Annotated in this window: 2 protein-coding genes; both read right to left on the minus strand. The window is 71.7% G+C overall.

Translation table 11 applies throughout. From position 1 onward, the window contains the following. Positions 1 to 98: 98 nt before the first annotated feature. Entirely contained in the window at positions 99 to 2,075 is a 1,977-nt protein-coding gene (gene thrS / locus ABZ371_RS30685; protein WP_358685792.1) for a threonine--tRNA ligase, read from the minus strand. Between the two features lie 102 nt (positions 2,076 to 2,177). After that, positions 2,178 to 3,277, minus strand: a 1,100-nt coding sequence (locus ABZ371_RS30690) for a hypothetical protein (RefSeq protein ID WP_358685794.1), incomplete at its 5' end; no start/stop codon positions are given.

The following is a 3,277-nucleotide window of genomic DNA, read 5'->3' on the forward strand; positions in this document are numbered from 1 at the left end:
GCTCGTTCGCGTCGGGGCGGGTGGAGGTCTTCGGGGGGGCGGACGCGTGGCGGCCCCCGGGGCGCGCGTAGCTCCCCGGGGGCCTCCTCGGGCGGGGGTCACACCTGTACGCGACGCTCCACCACGTCGACGAGCTTGGCGATCGCCTCGTCACGGGCGATGCCGTTCTCCTGCGAGCCGTCGCGGTAGCGGAAGGACACCGTCCCCGCGTTCATGTCCTCGTCGCCGACGATGACCATGAACGGGACCTTGGCCTTCTGGTGGTTGCGGATCTTCTTCTGCATCCGGTCCGAGGAGGCGTCCACCTCGATCCGCAGCCCCTTCCTGCGCGCCTCGGCGGCGAACTCCTGGAGGTACGGGATGTGGGTGTCGCCGATCGGGATGCCGACCGCCTGGACGGGGGCCAGCCAGACCGGGAACGCGCCCGCGTAGTGCTCGAGCAGCACCGCGAAGAAGCGCTCGATGGAACCGAACAGCGCGCGGTGGATCATGACCGGGCGCTGCTTGGTGCCGTCCGGCCCGGTGTACTCCAGGTCGAAGCGCTCCGGCAGGTTGAAGTCGAGCTGCACGGTCGACATCTGCCAGGTCCGGCCGATGGCGTCCTTGCACTGCACGGAGATCTTCGGGCCGTAGAACGCGGCGCCGCCCGGGTCCGGGACCAGCGGCAGGCCCTGCTTCTCGGCGACCCGGCGCAGCGTCTCGGTGGCCTCTTCCCATGCCTCGTCCGAGCCGACGAACTTCTCGGGGTCCTTGGTGGAGAGTTCCAGGTAGAAGTCGGTCAGGCCGTAGTCGCGGAGCAGGTTCAGGACGAAGGTGAGCGTCCGGTCCAGCTCCTCGGCCATCTGCTCGCGGGTGCAGTAGATGTGCGCGTCGTCCTGGGTGAAGCCGCGCGAACGGGTCAGGCCGTGCACGACACCCGACTTCTCGTACCGGTACACCGTGCCGAACTCGAAGAGGCGGAGCGGCAGTTCGCGGTAGGAACGGCCCCGCGCGTCGAAGATCAGGTTGTGCATCGGGCAGTTCATCGGCTTGAGGTAGTAGTCCACCCCGTCGTCGAGCTGCATGGGCGGGTACATACCGTCGGCGTACCAGTCGAGGTGACCGGACTTCTCGAAGAGCTTGCCCTTGGTGGCGTGCGGGCTGTAGACGAACTCGTAGCCCTCCTCCTCGTGGCGGCGCCGCGAGTAGTCCTCCATGGCCCGCCGGATGACGCCGCCCTTGGGGTGGAAGACGGCGAGGCCGGGGCCGATCTCGTCGGGGAAGGAGAAGAGGTCCAGCTCGTTGCCGAGCTTGCGGTGGTCGCGCTTGGCGGCCTCCTCCAGGAAGGTGAGGTGCGCCTTCAGCTCGTCCTTGGTGGGCCAGGCGGTGCCGTAGATGCGCTGGAGCATCGGGTTCTTCTCGCTGCCCCGCCAGTAGGCCGCCGCGTTCCGCATCAGCTTGAACGCGGGGATGAAGCGCGTGGTGGGCAGGTGCGGGCCCCGGCAGAGGTCCTTCCAGCACAGCTCGCCGGTCTTGGCGTCCAGGTTGTCGTAGATGGTCAGCTCGCCGCCGCCGACCTCGACGTCCGCGCCGTCGTCCGTGGAGGCCGCGCCCTTGATGCCGATGAGCTCCAGCTTGTACGGCTCGCCGGCGAGCTCCTCGCGGGCCGCTTCGTCGCTCACGACGCGGCGGGAGAACCTCTGGCCCCGCTTCTGGATCTCCTGCATCTTCTTCTCGATGGCCTTGAGGTCCTCGGGCGTGAACGGCTTCTCGACGTCGAAGTCGTAGTAGAAGCCGTCCTTGACCGGCGGGCCGATGCCCAGCTTGGCCTCGGGGTGCAGTTCCTGCACGGCCTGCGCCATCACGTGCGCGGTGGAGTGCCGCAGGATGTTCAGGCCGTCCTCGGAGGAGATCTCGACCGGCTCGACGACCTCTCCGTCCCCGAGCTCGTAGGCGAGGTCCCGCAGCTCGCCGTCGATCCGGGCGGCGACGACGGTGCGCTGCCCGGGGAAGAGCTCGGCGGCCGTCGTGCCCGTCGTCACCACGTGCTCTTCCCGCTCGGAATCGCGTTGGATGATCACACGGACGTCTGACACCGGTCTCTCCTGACTGAGGGGGTGCGCCGCATTCTCCTTGCGCGCGCATGGGGAATCGTACCGAGCCGGGGGGCCCGGACGCGAAAGGGATACCGGGGACGCCTACCCCTCCTCCCCGGTGCAGGCCTCCTCGAAGTGGTCGACGTTCTCCTGGAGCGACTTCATCAGCCGGTCCCGTTCCGCCTCGTCCACCTGGACCGGCGCGACCTGCGCGGCACCGGTGAGCCGCCGGAACCCCCCGCGGTTCTCCAGCCTGCCCTCCACCCGCAGCGGCAGCCCGACGAGATGCGCGTGGCCGGCGATGCGGTACGCCTCCTCGTCCAGCTCCATCCGCACGTGCGCGACCTCGGCGCCCGCCAGCACCCGCAGCCGTACGACGCCGGGGCCGCGCGGCCCGGTGCGGCACAGCCGTACGACGGCGCCGGTGATGCGGACCGGGACGGAGGGCTCACCGGCGAGGTAGCGCGCCCCCGCCAGGCGAAGGGCGGGCAGGTCGCCCGGGGAGAACTCGACGGGCCCGGGGTGCTCGGGGCAGCCCCGGGGCGTACCGGCGGCGGGGGCCCAGGCCATGGTGACCGTGCTGCCTTCCGTGCCACGGACCAGGGCGACGACCGCCTCGGTCAGCTCACGGCTGACGCCCGCGGCGACGGCCGTGTCGAAGGCGTCCGGGGCGCCGGTGGCGCGCTGGTAGTCGACGGCCTCCCGGGTCGCGTGGAGGGCCTGGTACAGCCGCACGGCGACGGCCCGCCCCGAGGTGACGGGGACGAACGCGGTCAGTGCGCGTCCGCCGGGCGAGGGATCCACCAGGATGCCCTCCAGGGCGGCACGGGCCTTCCTGCGGTGGCGTGCGCCGTGGTGGCCGGCCCGGCCGCGGGTCGCGAGCGCCCCGGCGAGCAGGATCTGCCGGGCGGCCGTGCGCAGCGCCTCCGCCTCGGTCCACCCGGCGGCTCCGGCCGCGCCCTCCGGCACGGCCCGCCACCAGCGGATCTCGTCGCTGGGCACGCTGAGCGCGACGAGGATGTCGCGCGCGGACGGGGCGGGGGTGCGGGAGAGGGCGGTGAGGGCTTCGGCGAGCAGGTCCTCGCTGTCCGGGAAGGCGGTCGTCTCGGGGACGAGGAGGCTGGTGCCGGGGGCGTCGCAGCCGGGCGGGGTCCACCGGCCGTAGCGTCCGCCGGCGCCACCGCTCCTGCGCCAGCCGTGCC

The organism is Streptomyces sp. NPDC005899, from assembly GCF_040629645.1.
Lineage (GTDB): Bacteria > Actinomycetota > Actinomycetes > Streptomycetales > Streptomycetaceae > Streptomyces.